Origin of the sequence: Yersinia vastinensis, assembly GCF_044905075.1 — a bacterium.
In the GTDB taxonomy this organism is placed as follows: domain Bacteria; phylum Pseudomonadota; class Gammaproteobacteria; order Enterobacterales; family Enterobacteriaceae; genus Yersinia; species Yersinia vastinensis.
This window is the reverse complement of record NZ_CP173260.1, coordinates 3,194,002-3,210,771: the sequence shown is the minus strand read 5'-3', so window position 1 is coordinate 3,210,771 and position 16,770 is coordinate 3,194,002. Positions and strand designations below refer to the sequence as shown.

Here is a 16,770-nt window from a genome sequence, read left to right as displayed (position 1 = left end):
TTATTAAGACAAAGATTATCTGTCATGGAGATGGATTTTTATGACTGTAAAAAACCGAGTCCTGTTAGCACTGGTTATTTTGCTGATTTTATCTGGCATGGGACTTTCTTTTGTTAGCCATGCGCCGAATCGCTTGATCTCTGGGCAGGGGATCTCGCTTTGGTCGCTAATGACTGGGCCGGTTTGGTGGGGATTAGCACCTATAGCAATATTGTTTATTTTTGTTTTTTTTAAACAGAGTAAGACTTTGTACTGGTCGACAGTTTTAGTGGCGGAGGTGTTGCTATTTACCTTGCTGTTGCTAGCGGGTACCACAGCCATACAACTTTCTGGAGGTGAAGATAGCCTCACTCGTACTTCACTCGGTGGTGGGTTTTGGCTAATGAGTGGGGTGAGCATATTGATAGCGATCGATAGCTTATCCCGTGCTGTGATGAACCCTATTTGGCGCAGCTTAGCTAACGTTTTGTTGGTATTACCGGTTGTTCTATTGCTGGTAACAGGGCAACTTGATCAGCTGTCATTGATGAAAGAATATGTGAATCGGCAAGACGTATTTGACGATGCATTGTGGCAGCATTTACAAATCCTAGTCGCAACGCTCATACCTGCTGTCATTCTGGGTATTCCTCTCGGCCTATTCTGTTTTCGTTCTCATCGTTTTCAAGGCGCTATTTTTTCAACACTGAATATTATTCAAACCATTCCATCAATTGCCTTATTTGGGTTGCTGATTGCCCCTTTAGCGGGGCTAGCAGCGGCAATTCCGTGGTTAGCAGAGCATGGTGTCAGTGGTATAGGACTGGCCCCAGCGATTGTTGCTTTGGTGCTTTATGCCTTATTACCCTTAGTGCGTAATGTCGTTGCTGGATTAGAGTCGGTTCCTGACAGTGTCGTTGAATCAGCCCAAGGCATGGGAATGACCCGTAGCCAGTTGTTCTTTCGGGTGCAAATACCCATCGCTATGCCACTCATTTTATCCGGCATTCGTATTATCTCAGTACAAACCGTTGGGCTTGCTGTCGTTGCGGCATTGATTGGTGCTGGTGGTTTGGGCGCAATTGTATTTCAAGGTCTGCTGAGCAGTGCATTGGATTTAGTGTTGCTGGGTGTCATACCCGTGATCGTGATGGCGGTAGTGGTTGATTCGCTGTTTAAATTCATCGTTATTTTTATGGATACTTCACATCGATGATTCATTTCCATCAGGTAAGTAAATATTTTGCAGGTAAACGTGCAGTAGATAACCTCACGCTACAGATTGCGAAAGGAGAGTTTACTGTACTGATTGGTACCTCTGGTTCAGGTAAGTCGACTACGTTAAAAATGATTAATCGACTTATTGAGCATGACGAGGGAAGAATCCATTTTGCCGGTGAAGAAATCCGTAATTATAATCCCGAAGATCTACGGCGACGTATGGGGTATGCCATTCAATCCATTGGTCTATTTCCTCACTGGACAGTGGCGCGCAATATTGCCACTGTGCCGCAATTGCTAAAATGGCCTCGAGAACGTATTCATCAGCGGGTTATCGAGTTGCTGGAGTTATTGCATCTGGATCCAGAGCAATTCCTGCATCGTTATCCTCACCAACTTTCAGGTGGGCAGCAACAGCGAGTCGGTGTCGCTCGAGCTTTAGCCGCAGACCCTGAAGTTTTATTGATGGATGAACCATTCGGGGCATTAGACCCCGTGACGCGTTCCGCATTGCAGTTTGAAATTACCCGTATTCATCAATTGTCAGGCCGGACCATCGTGCTGGTCACCCATGATATTGATGAAGCCTTAGCTCTGGCTGACCGCATAGTCTTGATGGATGAGGGAAGAGTTATTCAGCAAGGGACTCCTCTTGAAATGTTAACTCAACCAGCCAATGATTTTGTTCGCGATTTCTTCGGCCGTAGCGATCTCGGTATTAAATTATTATCCCTAGGTAGGGCTGAACAGCGTGTCAGGCAGGGTGAAACGCTAATAGGGCAGCCGATATTGGGTACCATGAGTCTACGTGAAGCTCTTTCTTTATTTGTATCTCGCCAGACGGATAAGTTGCCAGTTGCTAATGAACATGGGCAGCCATTGGGTGTGCTTTATTTTGCAGATCTTATTGCAGATGCAGATAAGGAGGACTTGTGAAACCGACCGTGACCAAAGGCGGGAATATAAAAAATACGTTTGCGGTACGAATGTGGTCAGCTCTATCGCAGGGTTTAAAAGACCCCCTCTGCTGGGTGTTGCTATTATTGGCTGGTCTGGTTTTTGGCATGACTTCCTTGCAAGGCTTTTTCGCAGCACTGTTTCCTGATCTCGATAGGCCCATTTACGTACAGGATACCTTTTGGTCACTAGTTGTGGCCCATGTTTTTCTAGTATTGATTTCCAGTGTTATTGCCGTTGTTATCGGAGTGAGTGCCGGTGTTGCGGTCACTCGGCCGGCTGGGAAAGAATTCCGTTCTGTGGTGGAAACAGTTGTTGCCATGGGGCAAACCTTTCCTCCTGTTGCAGTGCTTGCTATTGCTGTTCCTGTCATGGGGTTTAGTGAAAAACCCGCCATTATCGCTTTAGTGCTCTATGGTTTATTGCCTATTTTACAGGGAACTATCACTGGTATTGAGTCTGTTTCTCGGGATATTCGTGAAGTCGCTCAAGGCGTCGGAATGAGTGCCAGACAGATTTTGTGGAAGGTAGAACTACCATTGGCATCCCCAGTCATCGTTGCGGGTATTCGAACATCGGTCATTATTAATATTGGTACAGCCGCAATAGCCTCAACGGTTGGAACAAAAACCTTAGGCTCTCCTATTATTATCGGGCTTAGCGGTTTTAATACGGCTTATGTTATTCAAGGGGCCGTCGTAGTTGCCTTATTGGCAATTATCACGGATATGATATTTACTCGCTGGAATCGACGATTGTCACGGTGGCGCGAATTACAAACCTTCACTGTTGTTAAAGACAATTGACGTTAAAAACAACTGATACTTTGAATTTTTACCGTTTCCGTGGTGAGCCCCTATGCTAGTTTCGCTGCCTATGTATGGCATCCATCCGCAGGACGTGCAGCCTTTTTGGCAACGTTTGTCTTGTCAACTGCGTCATCATGGGGTTACGGGAGTCGAAGAGCAGCTGATCTGGCCCTCTGACTTGTTACAGCATTGGCGAGACCCCAATATGCTACTGAGTCAAACCTGTGGTTTCCCGCTGGTGACATCATTGCGACAGCAAGTGCAATTAGTGGGGGTTTTGGGTTATCAATCACCGTATTGCACAGGCCCGTATTATCGCAGTCTGGTTGTTGTTCGCGAGAATGAAGAGGGTCAACGATTAGCGGATTTTCGCCATAGAATAGTTACTTACAACAGTACAGACTCTCAGTCTGGTTATAATGCCTTACGTGCTTTAATTGCACCGCTGGCGGTTAATGGGGGTTTCTTTTCTCGCGGGTTAGTTTCCGGAGGGCATTACCAATCAATCGAAATGATTCAGCAAGGGCAGGCCGATATAGCAGCGATAGATTGTGTGAGTTTTGCGCTATTACAACGAGCCAAACCCACCGCAGTTGCCGGGCTAAAGATCATTGCGCTAACAGAGGCAGCACCAGGGTTACCGCTAATTACCTCATTATCGACATCGCAGGAGCAACTTCTGCGGATACGTCAGGCCATCACTGCTACAGTCAACTCACCGACATCAACTTCAGCTAAAAATAAGTTATTAATAGGAACATTTACTGTGTTGCCTTGGACGGCCTATGACGTCATTAGTCAAATGCAAAAAAAAGCGTTTGCATTGGGAGTCACCACAGTTTGATGCAGGTTCTTGTTTTTAGGTGAGTGAGCGGGTGTATTTCGGTTATCTGGGTACTACATCAGTACCTTCAGGCAGGATATAAAATTGTCTGTGAGGAATATGGCGTACATAAATAAGTGACTAACCTCTCTTTGTACACTTCTTCCGATATGGGTGCCTTTATAGTCAGTAGCGATTAATTTGGTAAGACAATATGCAAGAGATCGCCATGTCAGGTGAATGTGCAGTGATGATGGCGAGTTGCTCGTTATTGGCCGTTGGCAGGATGGAATATGGTCATTAAATCGGCAATTGATGTTATTGACGATATTCGTGCAGGAAGTTTGATCCATATATTGCCGGATTGGTCGGGGGATATTTTACCTTTAATGATCTTGTGCCCCCACCGCTCACAGGTGTCTGAATGGGTTAGGGGCTTACAAGCACTTTTGCAGCAGTGATGCCGGCGCTTACGGTGATTCTTGACCATTGTTAGATAAGCCCGCAGGGCCAATATCAGACAAGGGGGTCGATTCGATGGTTTCAGTTTCATGTGGAGTGGTTGAACGGGTGTAGATGTTCAGCCCAGCCAGAAAAACGCCGCCTAACGAACTCAGAGCCATTATCGCAATCAGGATAATGAGTGCTTTTCTCAGCATAATTATTTTCACTTTTTACCTAAACAGCGTGAATTATAGCCCGTTCACTAAATGAAACAACCATGTTGCATTCTTGCTGTATAGAGATTAACGAGGTTTAAACAAAAATTTCCCCAAGGTCACCAATACCACCGCAGAAACAATAACCGCTAATGCGCACCATTCGGTAGTTGATAAACTTTCACCGGCAAAACCAATACCCAACAATACTGCGACGACCGGGTTTACATAGGCATAGCTGGTGGCTACCGCAGGGCGAACATTTTTTAGCAAAAACATATAAGCACTGATGGCGAGCATTGAACCGAAAACAATCAAATAAAGTAACGAAAGAATCCCGCCCATAGAGGGCATTTGGTTAAGTTCTTCGCCACTGATTGTACTGGCCAGCAGTAAAACCACTCCTGCAACTAGCATCTGAGCTGCTCCGGACATTGCACCACTCGGCAGCGCCAAACGTGAGCTCCAGACAGAGCCGAACGCCCAACTGGCCGACGCCAGTAATATCAGCATCGCGCCCAGTGGGTTGCCAAGCAAGTTACTGCCAGTGTTAAGCAATATTATGCCTACTAAGCCGAGTGCAATACCAGCCCACTCCAATTTAGTGTTACGCATCCCCCATAACATGCTGAAACACAAGGTGAATAGGGGAACAGTTGCCACCATCACGGCGGCAATTCCCGAGGGAACATGCTGATGTTCGGCTATGGTTACCAGGCCATTACCTATTGCTAATAATAAGATACCGATGGCGCTGGCTCCCATCCATTGGCGTAACGTTGGTAATGCGTGACCACGAATAGCAAGAAAACTGAACAGTAATATCCCGGCAATCAAGTAGCGTAATCCTGCCATCATCAAGGGAGGCCAGCTTTCTACCCCAATACGAATGACTAGATAGGTAGAACCCCAGACGAAGTATAAGGTGAAGAGTGAACCTATCAGCAACCACAGATTACGACTATTTTGCTTCAGCATAGTTATTCAATAAGAAAGGAGAGGTAAAACACAGATGCACCAGTAAACATGAGAACAGTGATCGTTAGCAAAGGTTTTTATCATTTTTTTACCTTTTAATTATTCGTCTAAAATTTGCACTAAAACAGAGGGTTATTCTTGTGGGTACAATGGTTAGGTTAAGAAACAGTGACAAAAACTGCACTTTTTAAGAAAGCATATAAAGCTTCAGGCATGATGCATAAAATCAGAGAATAACGGCCATACATAACCGATTATCAGACAAGGTGAATAAATTATGAGTGCTGTGCGCGTGGGTAAATTAGCTGATATTCGTGCTCTAAATTGGATACCTGTTTACGTTGTACTGATGATGTTACTGGCCTTTGTTATGCCACCTGTAGCTGATGCAGCGCAACATGACTATGCCTTTTTATCGACCAGCGCGGTGCAGCATAATCAACGGGCCATAGCGGAAGATGCGCAAAGGGGGCAACTGCCCGCAATGACTCAGCAAGCTTACCGCCAGTTATTACAGCAGGCAGATAAAGCGCTGAAACGGGCGAATCCCAGTGTCATGGATAAAAATAGGGTACCTCCCAGTGGTTCTAAACATGATTATCTGAGTCTCAGCGCTTATTGGTGGCCCGATAGCCAAAAAAATGAGGGTTTACCCTGGATACGTAAAGATGGGCTGGTTAACCCCGCGAGTAAAAATGATGATAGTGATGGTGTGCGCTTGGCCGATTTTACGGCCCAAGTACAAACACTGACATTAGCTTGGTATTTCTCTGGACAACAAAAATATGCCGATAAAGCCATCAGCTTGATTCGAACCTGGTTTATTGCTCCGAAAACCCGAATGAACCCGAATCTCGATTTTGCGCAAGGTGTACCGGGAATGGCTTCTGGGCGGGGGGCTGGGGTTTTGGATGGGCGTTATTTCGCCACTCGGATTGTCGATTCACTCATTATGCTGCAGCAAAACAAACATTGGACAGCGCAGGATGAGCAGCTGATACAGCAATGGATGACAGAATATCTGGCGTGGTTACGGCATAGCCCGGCAGGTAAAAAAGAGGCGGCAGCACGGAATAACCACGCTAACTGGTATGCAGTGCAAGTAGCGGGCATCGCTTGGTATCTGCAACAACCGGATGTGGTATCAGAGATGGCCAATTTATTGAAAACAAAACTGGATACACAACTAGCCGCAGATGGTTCACAACCTTTGGAACTGGCCAGAACACGTTCATTCCATTACAGCTATTTCAGTTTGCAAGCCGCAGTATTGATGGCTCAGTTAGCGGATAAAATGCACATAGATCTGTGGCATTATCAAACATCTCACGGCAGTAGTGTGATTAAAGCACTTGATTTTATGGCTCCTTTTTCCGATGAACAAAAAGCGTGGCCCTATCACAGCCTTGACCATATAGGGGTACGGTTAGTTCCGCTGATGGTTCAGGCAGATAAAGCGTTAGGGAAGAATCGTTATCAATATTGGATTCAACATGCGGATTTGACCAAAACGATGCCGAGACAACAAGGTGCGCGGGCTGAAGTGGTGCGTGAGGTGGGGTTATTATCTGTTCCTGCTAATTATGAATAATTTATTGATAAAAATAAAACCGGGAGTGACCTCCCGGCAAAGTGAAAATAATGATGATTAATAAAATTCACAAATCACGATGAAGCATTCAAACAATGAGGATAATACCGATGTACATTACTTAGAACTGATAAACCAGGCCGACAGCAACAACGTTGTCTGTATTTAATTTCAGCTTGTTATCATCGTTCAGTTGGTTGATTTTATAATCAACATAGGTAGACATGTTTTTATTAAAGTAATAGTAAGCCCCAATATCAACATATTTAACCAGATCAGCATCACCGATACCTTCGATATCTTTTCCTTTAGACTGAATATAAGCCAAAGAAGGTTTCAAACCAAAATCAAAAAGATATTGCGCGACCAATTCAACGTTTTGGGTTTTATTTGCAAAGCCACTCACGCTGGTTGAGACATTATTAATAACCGCAGTACCAGAAATAGGCGTCATATTACGAGTTTCGGCATAGGTTGCACCTAAATAAACACCGTTATCGTCATATTTCAGGCCGGTAGTCCAAGCGTCTGCTTTATCACCTTTACCGAAGTTACTATTTTTCTGAGCGGTAGTGCGGTTAGACGACGCATAAGCGGCACCAACACTCACACCGGCACCAATCTCGTAACTGGAAGACAAACCGAAGCCATCACCATTCTGTTTTGTTGCGTCGGCACGACCATTATTGCTATCTGATTCACTGCCGTTTTTGCCTTGGTATTGCAGAGAGAACTTCAGACCATCAACCAAACCGAAGAAGTCGGTGTTGCGATAAGTCGCCACGCCAGTTGTGCGGCCAGTCATAAAGTTATCGGTTCTGGTATAGCTGTCATTACCAAACTCCGGCAGCATATCTGTCCAAGCGGCGATATCATATAACACACCGTAGTTACGGCCATAATCGATTGAACCTAATTTTCCGTAACGTAAACCCGCAAACGCTAAACGTGTTTTATTGTCTTTTGTTTCTTGGCTTTCAGCGTAGTTAGCGGCAATGTTATATTCCCACTGACCGTAACCGGTCAATTGGTCAGTAATTTGTGTTGCACCTTTGAAACCAAAGCGGACGTAAGATTTATCGCCATCACTTTTATTATTATCAGAGAAGTAATGCAATCCTTTTACTTTTCCGTATAAATCAAGTTTATTACCGTCTTTATTATAAATTTCTGCTGCGTGTGCTGTTGTGGCAACTAATAAAGCCGGTACTAAGATTGCCAGAATATTACGTTTCATATTTTTGCCCTGTTTCTCTTATTTAAAAGACGCGAGTAGTAGAATTTTTTGCTGTATCCAATATCTTTCTGAATTCATCCAGCGCAGAATTTTTACCGCATCTGTGTGATATATTTATGACAAATCATAAATAACTGCGACATTGCGTAAATTTCATCCCACTGTCATTTGCGTAAGAAGGATATTTCAACTACTGCAACGGGCTTTCGGGCTGACGTGGACGTTGTGGTGTGGGACAATAGGGCAACATTCAGTTTAGATAAGATATGCATGGCGTTATCCCCAGCAGTAAAAGAACAAATCAGTCAGTGGTATAAAGCGCTTTCGCAGCAGATTCCGGACTTTATCTCTCGAGCACCTCAGCGTCAGATGATAGCCGAAGTGGCGAAAACGCTAGCCGGTGATGCCGGTCGCCATTTGGCGATTGAGGCTCCTACCGGTGTGGGTAAAACGCTGTCTTATCTGATCCCCGGTATTGCGGTCAGTCGTGCAGAAAGTAAGCCGCTGGTGGTTAGTACCGCGAACGTGGCGTTGCAGGATCAGATTTACAGCAAAGATTTGCCGCTGTTGAAGAAAATTATTCCTGACCTCAAATTCACCGGTGCCTTTGGGCGCGGGCGGTATGTTTGTCCGCGTAATTTAGCGGCAATGTGCACGGACGTCTCGGGGCAAGGGGATTTGTCACTGTTTCTCGGCGGTGAGTTGGCACCTGCTAACGGTGAAGAACAGGCGACCTGTTTAGCGCTCACGAAGTCACTGAACAGCCATGCCTGGGATGGATTGCGTGACCATCATCAGTTATCCCTTAGTGACAGCTTGTGGGCGAAATTGAGTACCGATAAAGCCAACTGTCTTGGCCGTAATTGCCATTATTTTCGTGAATGTCCGTTTTTTATTGCCCGTAAAGAGATTGAAAGTGCTGATGTGGTGGTCGCTAACCATGCGCTGGTGATGGCCGCACTCGAAACCGAATCTGTGTTACCCAATCCAAAAGAGTTGCTGTTGGTGTTGGATGAGGGGCACCATTTGCCCGATGTGGCGCGGGATGCATTGGAAATTGACGGTGAAATTACCGCCGTTTTTGCCAATATGCAGCTGGACATGATTGTACGTTTGGTGGACCAATGCATGGTGCAGTATCGGCCTAAAAACCCGCCAGGCTTATCAAACCCTGAGCGCTTGAAAGATCATTGCGAGCAGTTGCGTGAGTTGATGTTGAGTGTCGAGCAACAAGTCAGCCAACTTTTGCCAACGGATAATAGTCCGGCGGTGCATCGTTTTGAAATGGGGGTGCTACCGGGGAGTTTGACAGACGATTGTGCCAAATTATTCAAGCTGACGGACGCTCTGCGTGGCTTGGCCGAATTTGTCCTCAATGACTTGAGTGAACAAACCGGTAAGCACGATATCGTTCGTTTACATCGCGCTATTTTGCAAATGAGCAGGACGTTGGGTTATTTGGAAGCCATGAGTAAACTCTGGCGGTTGGCAGCAATGGAAAAAGCCTCGAATGCGCCGATTTCCAAATGGGTAACCCGTGAGTATCGCGAGAACCAAACGCACCTCTATTTCCACTGTGTGGGAATTCGTGTCAGTGATCAGCTCGATAAAATGCTGTGGCGTAAAGTTCCTCATGTGATTGTGACGTCGGCAACCTTACGTTCGCTGAACAGTTTTGCACGCCTACAAGAACTTAGCGGGTTGAGTGAGAAAGCCGGTGATCGGTTTGAAACATTGTCATCGCCGTTTAATCATATCGAACAAGGGAAACTCATTATCCCCAAGATGTGCCATGAGCCAACCATGGCCCATGAAGCGGAACACCTGGCTGAGATGGCTCAATTTTTCCGTGCGCAACACGCCAGCGGGCGGCATAAAGGCATGTTGATCCTGTTTAGTAGCCACCGCGCAATGCAAACTTTCCTTAGTCATGTCACCGATTTGCGTTTAATGCTGTTGGTTCAAGGGGATCAACCGCGTTATCGGTTGGTTGAAGAACACCGCAAGCGGGTAAAAAATGGCACCGCCAGTGTATTAATTGGCCTGCAATCATTTGCCGAAGGGTTGGATTTGAAAGGTGAATTGCTGACTCAGGTTCATATTCACAAGATCTCGTTTCCGCCGATCGACAGCCCGGTGATTCTAACGGAAGGCGAGTGGCTAAAATCACAGAACCGCTACCCATTTGAAGTTCAAAGTCTACCTAGTGCTTCGTTTAACTTGATTCAGCAGGTTGGGCGCTTGATTCGCAGTAATGCATGTCACGGTGAAATAGTTATTTATGACCGGCGTTTATTAACTAAAGGTTATGGTTCGCGGCTATTAGCGGCACTGCCGGTATTCCCAATTGAACAGCCGGAAATGCCAAAGGGCCTCATTACACCTGCCGCAGTGACTAAAGTACCCGCTAAGTCAGGCGCGAAAAAAGTGCGAAGGAAACGAACGCCCAGTAGCTAATTATCGATATAAAAAACCATTTGATTTGAAATCTTTCCCTATAGACATCAATCCAGTGACTAAGATTATATAAGCCGCTGGTGAGCTGAACCTAACAAGTCAAGCCAGTCCGTACCTCCGGTGTCAATTGCTGGTTATTGGTTAGCGGCAGCGCTAACTGTATCGACATGTTTAGCGGGCAGGGGTGAAGCAGAATGAAACAGCTAATGGCAGAGTTTATTGGCACTTTCTGGCTGGTATTGGGCGGATGTGGCAGCGCAGTATTAGCCGCAATGTTTCCAGTAGCGGGGATTGGATTTCTTGGCGTCGCGTTAGCATTCGGGCTGACTGTAGTCACAATGGCTTATGCCTTGGGGCATATTTCAGGCGCACATTTTAACCCAGCAGTGTCTCTTGGTTTATGGGTCGGTGGTCGTTTCTCCGGCGCACAATTAATCCCCTATATTGTGGCACAAGTTCTTGGCGGGTTAATGGGGGCGGCAATTTTGTATTTAATTGCCAGTGGTAAAGCCGGTTTTGACGTTAGCGCCGGGTTTGCCAGTAATGGTTTTGGTGTACGCTCGCCGGGCGGATATAGCCTACAAGCGGTATTGGTCGCTGAAGTGGTTTTAACTATGGGATTTGTGATGGTGATTATGGGAGCAACGGACAAAGGTTCACATCCTGCCGCTGCACCACTCGCCATTGGACTATGTTTGACGCTGATTCATCTGATCAGTATTCCCGTGGATAATACGTCGGTAAATCCTGCGCGCAGCACTGGGGTGGCTATTTTTGCCGGGGGTATTGCCTTGCAGCAACTGTGGGTATTCTGGCTAGCACCTTTGGTTGGCGGTGCTTTGGGCGGAGCCATCTACCGTGTACTCTTTAGCCCGCCGGAGGAATTGAGTAACCTAGAGTGATTTATAGGTCGCAGCGGGAGCTAATCCTCTGTTGCGGCCGACTTCCCCCTATCAACGTTTTGCCCTTTATTCCCCTATATTCGTGCTGCCTACCGTTGCAATGCCGATATTTCGAGTATAGCTATCGCTATCAATGATAAAGTTTAAGTAATATTTAACCTGATTTATATTTGCCGAATACGGACAGGGGAAACACTGCACCATGGATTACAGCAAAATTATCAAAGAGATTGGACGTGGTAAGAATCATGCTCGCGATCTGAGTTTGGATACCGCCTATGAACTGTATAAATCCATGCTGGCGGGGCAGGTTCCAGCGCTGGAATTGGGGGGTATCCTGATTGCATTTCGTATTAAAGGTGAATCCGAACAAGAAATTCTGGGTTTTTATCAGGCGATGCAAGAACAGGTTATGCCACTGCGTGCGCCGAAGGGATACCCATTACCTGTCGTGATCCCCAGTTATAATGGCGCTCGTAAGCAAGCCAACCTTACACCATTATTAGCATTGTTGCTTTCACGCCTTGGCCTACCCGTGGTAGTGCATGGTGTTACAGAAGACAGTAGCCGAGTGACCAGTGCCGAGATTTTCCAACAATTGAATATCCCTTGGTCACTGAATTCTAAAGACGCTCAACAGCGCCTTGATTGCGGGTTACCTGTGTTTATTCCGGTGTCGGCATTATCCAGTCCATTAGATGAACAACTACAGCAACGTTGGCGTATGGGGGTCAGAAATAGCAGTCACACGCTGGCAAAGCTGGCTACGCCCTTTATTCACGATAAAGCGCTACGTCTTGCCAGTGTTTCTCATCCCGAATATATGGAAAAAGTAGGAGGGTTCTTCCAGGCGATAAACGCCCCAGCACTGTTGCAGCAAGGCACTGAAGGGGAAGTTTATGCCAATCCACTGCGCTGCCCACCAATTCATTATATTCATGGTGGTGCGCAGACAATTTTATTGGATCGTCAACCTGAAGCGACTGAGCTGATATTACCTGAGTCGAAAGAGGTTGCCGTCACGGCACGTTGGATTGAACGTTGTCTGGCAGGTGAATTGCCAATCCCTGATGCTATCCAAAAACAATTAGCATGCTGTTTGGTCGGCGTAGGGCGAGCAGACACGGTTGAGCAGGCACTACAGCAGGTTAAAATTGTGTGAACACTGGGCCTGAATCATCGGGCCTTATTAATTTATCCGGTGAATATATGGCCTGTAATTATCTTATCGGGTTATTTATGCATTTTATTGCTATTTACAAGGTGTCAAAAACTTTCCTAAATACCGATTTTTAATATAAGATTTTTTACTTTTAATGCCCCCGGCGTATTTTCTGCAATAAAATATTTTCCTCAATCAAATGCCTATCTAATCAGTGTTTATAACCAATAAATACGATTTTTAAACTGCTAACCGAATATTTAAAGAGCAATCGCTTTTTTTCTTAATTAAGTCGGCTTTTTACCTCTTTTCTGTGTGTTTTTGCCTCATGATAATCGCCATTTGTCGTCTGTTCTGACAGTGCTAGACTGAGGAAAGTCCATTAGTTCTCTTACCGGAACATTGCTGAAAAGGAAGATTATGCAACAGGCTTTGAACTACTTTACTGCACTGAACCAGGATTATCTGGCTGTCCATCAAGCCAAAGAAGATCTTTTCTGGCAGAACTACATGGGGATAGGGGGGGATGATATTGCACGGCAATTTTCTGCGGCGGAAACAGCTTACAAACGTTTTATTGCTCAAAGCCATCGTTTAACAGAATTGCGCGACTTGATTCAATCATTAGAAAATCAACCGGCTAGTATAGAGCGTGATGAGTTAATGCATGGGTTACAGGGGTGGTATCGTTTTTTTGACTGTAATGCGATTGAAGACCCCAGTACGCAAGTCTTACTTGATGAGATTATTTCTGCTGAATCCGATCTATATCAGCGGCGTAAAGCCTTTACTCTAACGCACATGAATGCAGCGGGTGAGCGAGTTCCCGCATCATTAGGTGAGCTACTGACCAATCAGGGTACAAATGAAAATGCAGAGTGTCGCCATAGTTCACATCTGGCATTGCGTGAACTGGAGCAATGGTTATTACACAATGGATTACCAGAGTTAATTAATTTACGGAATCGCTTTGCACGGCAAATGGGGTATCGCAATTACTTCGATTATAAAGTGAATAAAACCGAACGCATGACGCCAGAGCAGTTGTTCACTATTTTAGACCGCTTTGAAGTGCAGACGCGTGAGGCGAATCAACGCAGTTTAAGGCAATTAGCTGCAGAAAAAGGCCCTGAAACACTGGAACCTTGGAATATCCGTTTCGCCAGCAGTGGCGATGTGACTCGTCAATTAGACCCTTATTTCCCCTTTGCTGAGTCTCTCCACCGTTGGGTCAATAGCTTTAAACGACTGCATATTAGTTTTCGCGGCGCACAAATGAATCTGGATCTGCTGGTACGCTCAGGGAAATATGAAAATGGCTTTATGCATGGCCCGGTACCACCCTATGTCGACCAAGGAAAATGGATCCCGGCGCGGATTAATTTCACCAGTTTAGCCAAGCCAGATCAGGTTGGTAGTGGGGCTTCGGGGTTAAACACCTTATTTCATGAAGGTGGGCATGCGGCACACTTCGCCAATATTGTGCAAAATGCACCCTGTTTTTCACAAGAGTTTCCACCGACCTCAATGGCCTATGCCGAAACTCAATCCATGTTCTGCGACAGCCTGCTCAACGATGCTGATTGGCTAAAACGTTATGCTAAAAACAGCGCGGGGGAATCTGTACCCGACGTCTTGATTCAAGAAAGTATTCAGGCGCGGCAACCCATGCGGGCTTTTAACGAGCGTCATATATTATTGGTTCCCTATTTTGAATGGCAGCTTTATCAGTGGGATGATGCGCAACGCACACCACAAGCTATTACTCAATTAGCTCGGGATATTGAACTGAAAATTCTAGGAGTCAGTGGTAGCCCAAGACCAACATTAGCGATTCCGCATCTGTTATCGATGGAGTCGGCTTGCTCCTATCAGGGATATTTACTGGCACTGATGGCAGTTGAGCAGACGAGAGCATTTTTCCTTAAACGTGATGGTTATCTGACAGATAACCCAACAATCGGCCCGGATCTGGCGCAACATTATTGGCGACCAGGTAACAGTGTCAGCCACGATGAGACATTGCGTAGCCTGACAGGGGAAGGCTTCAATCCTGATTATTTGGCGAAAGTTTGTAACCAAACCGTTGAGGACGCTTGGTTCGATGCGCAAAAAACCATCGAGCAGGCAGCTTTGCGCCCACAATCCACGGCAGACTTTGATTTGAATGTCACGTTGCGAATAGTCGATGGGGATAAATTACTGGCGGATAATCAGCAAGGTGATGAAGCAATGTGCCGCACATTTGCCAATGCAATAAATAAATTGCTTCATTAAGTATGAATTTGGCATTTTTCTCGCCAAAAAAAAAGCTCATCAAACCAGTGCTGATGAGCTTTTTCTCTTATGGCAGCGAAGGGGATTAGACACCACTGACACCGTGATAATTTCAAACAAAAACGTTAAATTAGTTATAAATAACCGCAGTACCGTGCATCAAGTTATTCCCTGTTGCAGATGTGATGGTGAACGCTTTCGCACCAGCTGCATCTGCTTTTTCTGCCAGTTGTGCTTTCAAGCTGCTTAAATCAGTCACGCCACTGACAGAGACGACCCCGACTTGTTCTAATTTAGCGGCATCTTGGCTGTTAACGTATTCAGCTGCAAAGCTACCGAAAGAGAGAGTAGAGAGTGCGATAACTGCAACGAAATTTTTGATGCTTTTCATGATGTATTCCTATTCGATTTTAAAGTTGAAAGGGCGCTTCCTTTCGATAGAAGCTATGCTACGCCATTGTTGAAACTTTAAAACCGGATAGAATTGAGTTAATTGATCAAAATATTTGAATATTAATTGTAGGCGGACACTCATCCGTTTACCGCTAACCCGCTTAACGCTAATTTATGCTATCTTACGCGCCAGAAAATGCCTACCAGAGAGCCTGTACGATGGAAAACAAAAAAGTATTCCCGAAAGAAAAAAACGGATTGCATCCCCGAAACCGTCATCGTTCGCGTTATGACTTTGATGCTCTTTCAGTGAGTTGCCCTGAGTTGATCCCTTTTTTGGCACCCACTGCCTACGGTGATATTTCCATCGATTTCGCTGATCCTTTGGCGGTGAAGATGTTAAACAAGGCCCTGCTAAAACACTTCTATGGTATTGAGTATTGGGATATTCCTGCTGATTTTTTATGCCCACCTATCCCAGGCCGAGCCGATTATGTGCATCATCTAGCTGATCTACTTGCCAGTTGTAACGATGGCGTGATCCCGCAGGGGAAGAACATTGCTTTGCTAGATATTGGTGTGGGCGCTAACTGTATTTATCCCATTATTGGTCAGCGAGAATATGGCTGGCGTTTTACCGGCACGGAGATTGACACACAAGCACTCAGTGCGGCAAAAATGGTGGTCTCTATGAACCCGACACTGAAAAACGCACTGCGACTGAGACACCAGAAGAATCCACAGGCAATTTTTGACGGTGTTCTGGCAGTCAATGAGCGCTACGATGCCACATTGTGTAACCCACCATTTCATGGTTCAGCTGAAGAAGCGGCAGCCACCACGCGCCGCAAGCTACATAAGTTGGGCAAAGGGGAAGTTGCAGCGAAACCCGTACAAAATTTTGGGGGGAAAAATAGCGAACTGTGGTGTGATGGCGGCGAAGAAGGGTTCGTCAGTCGCATGGTAGCTGAGAGCGCAACCAAGGCAAAAAATTGCTTCTGGTTTACTTCATTGATTTCCAAAAAAACAACATTACCGGCTATTTATCATGCCCTGCGTTACGCCAATGCTGTGGAAGTTCGCACCATTGATATGGCACAAGGGCAGAAAGTGAGTCGGTTTGTTGCATGGACTTTTCTGACACCAGAGGAGCAAGTCGTTTGGAAAGCCGAGCGCTGGACCCTGCGTTCTTGACGCCGCAGCGGTGTTCGCTGTATTCACTCACCCGAATCACTTACTGATGTAAGCTCATCGGGATGAGTTCACTTGCTGCCTTGCTGCAACGGCAATAACTTTGGGTCATACTCTGCGTTCTTGACGCTGCA

General features: G+C 45.8%; 14 protein-coding genes. 10 read left to right on the top strand and 4 right to left on the bottom strand.

Annotated features, from left to right (window positions below):
- Positions 1-40 precede the first annotated feature (40 nt).
- From ACIOG0_RS14955 to ACIOG0_RS14940, 4 genes are all read left to right on the top strand, one after another.
- Complete coding sequence (locus ACIOG0_RS14955; RefSeq protein ID WP_128451742.1) at positions 41-1,195, top strand: ABC transporter permease; 1,155 nt, start codon at positions 41-43, stop codon at positions 1,193-1,195.
- Positions 1,192-2,136, top strand: coding sequence for an ABC transporter ATP-binding protein (locus ACIOG0_RS14950; protein WP_050141009.1), 945 nt, complete (start codon positions 1,192-1,194; stop codon positions 2,134-2,136). The genes ACIOG0_RS14955 and ACIOG0_RS14950 overlap by 4 nt, the downstream gene beginning before the upstream one ends.
- 128 nt (positions 2,137-2,264) lie before the next feature.
- Entirely contained in the window at positions 2,265-2,963 is a 699-nt protein-coding gene (locus ACIOG0_RS14945) for an ABC transporter permease (RefSeq protein ID WP_050141044.1), read from the top strand.
- 70 nt (positions 2,964-3,033) lie between these two features.
- Positions 3,034-3,810 (top strand): phosphate/phosphite/phosphonate ABC transporter substrate-binding protein, encoded by a 777-nt coding sequence (locus tag ACIOG0_RS14940; RefSeq protein WP_050141043.1) that lies wholly within the window; start codon positions 3,034-3,036, stop codon positions 3,808-3,810.
- A gap of 449 nt (positions 3,811-4,259) precedes the next feature.
- On the opposite strand, the gene ACIOG0_RS14935 is transcribed toward ACIOG0_RS14940, so the two are convergent.
- Both ACIOG0_RS14935 and yedA read right to left on the bottom strand, forming a co-directional pair.
- On the bottom strand, positions 4,260-4,448 hold the full coding sequence (locus ACIOG0_RS14935) for a hypothetical protein (protein WP_050098763.1): 189 nt from the start codon (positions 4,446-4,448) through the stop codon (positions 4,260-4,262).
- 87 nt (positions 4,449-4,535) lie between these two features.
- Positions 4,536-5,426, bottom strand: coding sequence for a drug/metabolite exporter YedA (yedA, locus tag ACIOG0_RS14930; RefSeq protein WP_050098761.1), 891 nt, complete (start codon positions 5,424-5,426; stop codon positions 4,536-4,538).
- A 277-nt stretch (positions 5,427-5,703) separates the two neighbouring features.
- On the opposite strand from yedA, the gene ACIOG0_RS14925 reads away from it, so the two are divergent.
- Positions 5,704-7,017 carry an alginate lyase family protein gene (locus ACIOG0_RS14925; RefSeq protein ID WP_128451743.1) on the top strand — a complete coding sequence of 438 codons (1,314 nt, stop codon included), beginning with the start codon at positions 5,704-5,706 and terminating at the stop codon, positions 7,015-7,017.
- 121 nt (positions 7,018-7,138) lie between these two features.
- Here ACIOG0_RS14925 and ompF2 read toward each other — a convergent pair whose 3' ends face one another.
- Complete coding sequence (gene ompF2 / locus ACIOG0_RS14920; protein WP_050098757.1) at positions 7,139-8,254, bottom strand: porin OmpF2; 1,116 nt, start codon at positions 8,252-8,254, stop codon at positions 7,139-7,141.
- A gap of 270 nt (positions 8,255-8,524) precedes the next feature.
- Between ompF2 and dinG the strand changes: the two genes are divergently transcribed.
- The 4 genes from dinG (at position 8,525) to ACIOG0_RS14900 (ending at position 15,052) form a co-directional block, all read left to right on the top strand.
- Positions 8,525-10,711, top strand: coding sequence for an ATP-dependent DNA helicase DinG (gene dinG, locus ACIOG0_RS14915; protein ID WP_128451744.1), 2,187 nt, complete (start codon positions 8,525-8,527; stop codon positions 10,709-10,711).
- 194 nt (positions 10,712-10,905) lie between these two features.
- Entirely contained in the window at positions 10,906-11,613 is a 708-nt protein-coding gene (gene aqpZ, locus ACIOG0_RS14910; protein WP_050295450.1) for an aquaporin Z, read from the top strand.
- Between the two features lie 202 nt (positions 11,614-11,815).
- Entirely contained in the window at positions 11,816-12,775 is a 960-nt protein-coding gene (gene ybiB / locus ACIOG0_RS14905) for a DNA-binding protein YbiB (protein ID WP_050098752.1), read from the top strand.
- Between the two features lie 420 nt (positions 12,776-13,195).
- Positions 13,196-15,052, top strand: coding sequence for a M3 family metallopeptidase (locus ACIOG0_RS14900; protein ID WP_145524802.1), 1,857 nt, complete (start codon positions 13,196-13,198; stop codon positions 15,050-15,052).
- 130 nt (positions 15,053-15,182) lie between these two features.
- Here the strand turns inward: ACIOG0_RS14900 and ACIOG0_RS14895 are convergent, their stop codons facing one another.
- Positions 15,183-15,443 (bottom strand): multiple stress resistance protein BhsA, encoded by a 261-nt coding sequence (locus ACIOG0_RS14895; protein WP_050098750.1) that lies wholly within the window; start codon positions 15,441-15,443, stop codon positions 15,183-15,185.
- A gap of 221 nt (positions 15,444-15,664) precedes the next feature.
- Between ACIOG0_RS14895 and rlmF the strand changes: the two genes are divergently transcribed.
- Positions 15,665-16,639 (top strand): 23S rRNA (adenine(1618)-N(6))-methyltransferase RlmF, encoded by a 975-nt coding sequence (gene rlmF, locus ACIOG0_RS14890; RefSeq protein WP_186372041.1) that lies wholly within the window; start codon positions 15,665-15,667, stop codon positions 16,637-16,639.
- Positions 16,640-16,770: the final 131 nt, after the last annotated feature.

What these genes read in the sequence shown, in the direction of transcription:
- rlmF (WP_186372041.1), top strand. Translation starts at nt 15,665, where the DNA reads ATGGAAAACAAAAAAGTATTCCCGAAAGAAAAAAACGGATTGCATCCC.
- ACIOG0_RS14945 (WP_050141044.1), top strand. Translation starts at nt 2,265, where the DNA reads ATGACTTCCTTGCAAGGCTTTTTCGCAGCACTGTTTCCTGATCTCGAT.
- aqpZ (WP_050295450.1), top strand. Translation starts at nt 10,906, where the DNA reads ATGAAACAGCTAATGGCAGAGTTTATTGGCACTTTCTGGCTGGTATTG.
- ACIOG0_RS14925 (WP_128451743.1), top strand. Translation starts at nt 5,704, where the DNA reads ATGAGTGCTGTGCGCGTGGGTAAATTAGCTGATATTCGTGCTCTAAAT.
- ompF2 (WP_050098757.1), bottom strand. Translation starts at nt 8,254, where the DNA reads ATGAAACGTAATATTCTGGCAATCTTAGTACCGGCTTTATTAGTTGCC.
- ACIOG0_RS14895 (WP_050098750.1), bottom strand. Translation starts at nt 15,443, where the DNA reads ATGAAAAGCATCAAAAATTTCGTTGCAGTTATCGCACTCTCTACTCTC.
- yedA (WP_050098761.1), bottom strand. Translation starts at nt 5,426, where the DNA reads ATGCTGAAGCAAAATAGTCGTAATCTGTGGTTGCTGATAGGTTCACTC.
- ACIOG0_RS14955 (WP_128451742.1), top strand. Translation starts at nt 41, where the DNA reads ATGACTGTAAAAAACCGAGTCCTGTTAGCACTGGTTATTTTGCTGATT.
- ybiB (WP_050098752.1), top strand. Translation starts at nt 11,816, where the DNA reads ATGGATTACAGCAAAATTATCAAAGAGATTGGACGTGGTAAGAATCAT.
- ACIOG0_RS14935 (WP_050098763.1), bottom strand. Translation starts at nt 4,448, where the DNA reads ATGCTGAGAAAAGCACTCATTATCCTGATTGCGATAATGGCTCTGAGT.
- ACIOG0_RS14900 (WP_145524802.1), top strand. Translation starts at nt 13,196, where the DNA reads ATGCAACAGGCTTTGAACTACTTTACTGCACTGAACCAGGATTATCTG.
- ACIOG0_RS14940 (WP_050141043.1), top strand. Translation starts at nt 3,034, where the DNA reads ATGTATGGCATCCATCCGCAGGACGTGCAGCCTTTTTGGCAACGTTTG.
- ACIOG0_RS14950 (WP_050141009.1), top strand. Translation starts at nt 1,192, where the DNA reads ATGATTCATTTCCATCAGGTAAGTAAATATTTTGCAGGTAAACGTGCA.
- dinG (WP_128451744.1), top strand. Translation starts at nt 8,525, where the DNA reads ATGGCGTTATCCCCAGCAGTAAAAGAACAAATCAGTCAGTGGTATAAA.